Genomic DNA, 2,179 nt, shown 5'->3' with positions numbered 1-2,179 from the left:
GTTGAAAACCATATCCTGTTCATTTTGTCGATGTTGACCGTGCGGACCACAGAATTTGTACCTATCCCCTCGAACCGGCTGAGATGACGGAATACCCTGCCTTCTTCCCAAATGTAGATGCCGTTATCTGTTGCCAGGTAGAGTTTACCGTCTGGCCCGGACACAAGATCATTGATGGGCGGGTTGATGATGGAAAGATCACTGCTGGTAAGCACCGGTGTGAACCCTCGATTGAGAGAGTAGTGGGCCACGGTGGTATAATTGAAGAAATAGATCCCACCTGAGTGGTCCCGTTTCAATTCATTCAGTTTTCCATATGTGGAGTCCCTGCTGGCAATGCACTCGAATATCACCGGGTCATCCTGGGACCGGATGATCCATATCCCTTCCCGGGCAGTAGCAATAAGGGTGACATTTGCATCGTGGTCCCAGATCATGGCATTGGCTTCGTAAAACCCGGGTCCGCCCCGGGAAAATGGCTGGAACCATGTCCAGTTCCCATCACGGTAACGGTGCAGGCCTGCATTCCCGGAGGCTATCCACATCTCGTTATTCCAGCGCTGGATATCATTTATCCTGAGGCTTTTAAAGAACTCCTGGTCACGGAGGGTGATATAATAGACCCCATTGTAAATCTGGATTCCTTCGGAGTACCCGATCCAGAGGTTTCCCGTGCTGTCATATTCAATGGAGGTTATGAAATCGTCAAGCAGGCCTTCGGAGAGATTGGTGAACGTCATGCGTTTTGTCGACCAGGTGCCATCATACCGGGATAACCCGTACGATGTTGCCATGAGGATATTACCGCTTGAATTGTATTCATTGATAAGATCCATGATCTGCGTGGTGGGGATGCTATTTGAGGATGGGATAAACAGGGTGATGGTATAGGGTACATCCGTAACGGTTGCCGCCGTAACGGGGAATACTGCAAGGAGAGTAGCCAGCAGCAAGAAAAAAACAATGACCCGGGTATACCAGGTCAGGTTATAATACACCGGTGGTGCCATCTGCTCTCCGGACAGAGACCTTTCCGCCGCTTGCCGGGTGGAATGTGACGGATCTACCGACTTTCCCGCCAACATCTTCCTTAATCAGCGGTATATTGTGTTCTTTTAAGAGAGCCCTGACTTTTTCTGCATTCCGCTCACCAATGTTCAGGTTGGTGCCAAAATATTCGAACATGCATGCCCCGCCGGCCATCTTTGCGACAAGGGAACGACTTTTGCACCCGAGGGCCCCAAGTTCTTTTATCAGCAGCGGGATTGCGGTATCTGCATACTTTCCCGGACGGTCCTGGCGGCCCGCACTCTCGGGTAACATGATATGCACCATGGCACCAACTTTCTGGGAGTCGTCATACAGCATGAGGCCGATACAGGAACCAAGACCAATGGTCATCATCTGGAACGAACCGACACGGTATTCGCCTATGCCAATCATCGCCGTTTGTCCGTCCATGGATAAAGAGTCGGCCATGGTATTCAACGCAGTTTTCAGATACCTTTCATCATATTTTCCATCATCTCAACGATCTTTGCAAGAGTCTTCGTCTCCGGCAGCATGATGATATCGCTGTCAATCTTGTGCTCCTCGCAGATCAGTTCTGTGGAGAAGAGCAGGACTTCGTTTACATCATCGCCCATCTGGGCGATGAGCGAGGACATGGCAGCATGTGCCATATCGAGACTGAGTGCCGGGGGTGACGGGAGCATGATAAATCCAAGCAGCTCGGCTGTTGCATCCAGAAACGCCGAGACCATGATATTTCCCACTTCTATGAGAGCACTCTCGTCCATCTCGTTCATGGTCCGGTTCATGTCCGTGAGGCCAAGCATGGTATTGGTGAGACGGATCGACGACTCCTTGGTGATGTAAAAGATGATGTAGCCCCCATGCTGGATCTCGCCCTGGAGTTCAAAAGCGACCATTGCGGCCGATTCCTCTCCCATGTATGACCCCAGTTCCGATATATCGATCGCCTTAATGGCAGGAACGCTCATCTCAACAGAACTTCCAAGCATCGTGGATAATGTAGTTGCTGCGTGGGCAGCGCCGATATTTGCGAGTTCCTGGATTGCATCGGTTTGAACGGTAGATAATTTCATAATTTTCTCCTACACCATCGTGTTTACATCAAGCACCGGTACGACATCCCCGTCACCAAGGATCGTGATAC

3 protein-coding genes are annotated in these 2,179 nt (G+C 50.6%); all 3 read right to left on the bottom strand.

What is annotated here, in order from left to right; genetic code table 11:
- Nucleotides 1–1,010: two-component regulator propeller domain-containing protein (locus tag CW742_RS11060; protein ID WP_292420365.1), on the bottom strand; the 1,010-nt coding region annotated here is incomplete at its 3' end.
- Nucleotides 988–1,479 carry a chemotaxis protein CheD gene (locus CW742_RS11055; protein ID WP_292420364.1) on the bottom strand — a complete coding sequence of 164 codons (492 nt, stop codon included), beginning with the start codon at nt 1,477–1,479 and terminating at the stop codon, nt 988–990. The genes CW742_RS11060 and CW742_RS11055, both read right to left, overlap by 23 nt.
- 17 nt (nt 1,480–1,496) lie before the next feature.
- Nucleotides 1,497–2,108 carry a chemotaxis protein CheC gene (locus CW742_RS11050; RefSeq protein ID WP_292420363.1) on the bottom strand — a complete coding sequence of 204 codons (612 nt, stop codon included), beginning with the start codon at nt 2,106–2,108 and terminating at the stop codon, nt 1,497–1,499.
- Between the last annotated feature and the right edge of the window lie 71 nt (nt 2,109–2,179).

The sequence above is a fragment of the Methanoregula sp. genome, from assembly GCF_002835825.1.
In the GTDB taxonomy this organism is placed as follows: domain Archaea; phylum Halobacteriota; class Methanomicrobia; order Methanomicrobiales; family Methanospirillaceae; genus Methanoregula.
Note: the sequence above shows the minus strand (reverse complement) of the source record. Positions and strands in the feature narration are given on the sequence as shown.

Coding starts and splice junctions, on each gene's coding strand:
- CW742_RS11055 (WP_292420364.1), bottom strand. CDS start 1,479: ATGGCCGACTCTTTATCCATGGACGGACAAACGGCGATGATTGGCATA.
- CW742_RS11050 (WP_292420363.1), bottom strand. CDS start 2,108: ATGAAATTATCTACCGTTCAAACCGATGCAATCCAGGAACTCGCAAAT.